The 1,063-nt window shown below is 65.5% G+C and carries 2 protein-coding genes; both read right to left on the reverse strand.

Translation table 11 applies throughout. The features are described 5' to 3' along the window. The coding region (locus QZH66_RS16770) for a DEAD/DEAH box helicase (protein ID WP_305806995.1) at positions 1 to 864 on the reverse strand (864 nt) is incomplete at its 3' end. An 8-nt stretch (positions 865 to 872) separates the two neighbouring features. Further along, a partial coding sequence (locus tag QZH66_RS16775) for a hypothetical protein (protein ID WP_305806996.1) occupies positions 873 to 1,063 on the reverse strand: 191 nt, incomplete at its 5' end.

Below are 1,063 nucleotides of genomic sequence, written 5' to 3' on the forward strand. Positions count from 1 at the left end.
GCGCTCGTCCTGGCTCTTGTCGCCGTGCAGCGCGGTGGTCTTGAGGCCCTCGCGCTCCAGGCTGCGCGCCAGGCGGGCGCAGCCGAGCTTGCTGTTGACGAAGATGAAGGCCTGCTTGATGCCGCGCGTTTTCAGCACCTGGTGGATGGCGCGACGCTTGTCGTCGTCGCCCGCACTGTAGAAATGCTGCTCGACCGTCGAGGCGGTTTCGTTCGGCCGGGCGACCTCGATGGTCACCGGGTCTTGCAGGTAGCTGCCGGCCAGGCGCTTGATCTCGGGCGAGAAGGTGGCGCTGAAGAGCAGCGTGGTGCGCTGCTTTGGCAGATACGACAGGATGCGCTGCAGGTCGGGCAGGAAGCCGATGTCGAGCATGCGGTCGGCCTCGTCGAGCACGACGTACTCGACCTGGTTGAGCACCGCGTTCTTGGCCTCGATGTGGTCGAGCAGGCGGCCCGGCGTGGCCACCAGCACTTCGACGCCTTTTTTGAGCTCCAGCGTCTGCGGCTTCATGTCCATGCCGCCGAACACCACGGTGCTGCGCAGCTTGGTGTACTTGGCGTAGAGCGCGATCTGCTGCGCGACCTGGTCGGCCAGCTCGCGCGTGGGCAGCAGCACCAGGGCGCGCACCGGGTGGCGCGCGGGCGAGGTGGAGCTGCTTTCGTGCTTGAGCAGGCGCTGCAAGAGCGGCAGCGAAAACGCCGCCGTCTTGCCGGTGCCGGTCTGGGCGGCGCCCATCACGTCCTGGCCCGTGAGCACGACCGGAATGGCCTGTGCCTGGATGGGGGTCATGGACTCGTAGCCCATCTCGGCCACGGCGCGCGCGAGCGGCTCGGCCAGCGATAAATTGGAAAAGGAACTTGTCATTGAGCCCGCTATTGTCGCACCAGCGCTGCACCCTGGGTGAGCGGCCTGCCCAATGTGCGGTTCAGGCCCTGCAAAAGAAACCGGGGCCGCGCGCCACGAGACTCTTTATTTGATAGCTGCATGTGCTTGGCTGCATTGGCTTTGAGGCTGATTTCGCAAAAAATCAGCCCCACCGCCTCGGTCAAAGATTGCGCGCCGA

Source organism: Stenotrophomonas sp. YIM B06876 (genome assembly GCF_030711595.1).
Lineage (GTDB): Bacteria > Pseudomonadota > Gammaproteobacteria > Xanthomonadales > Xanthomonadaceae > Stenotrophomonas.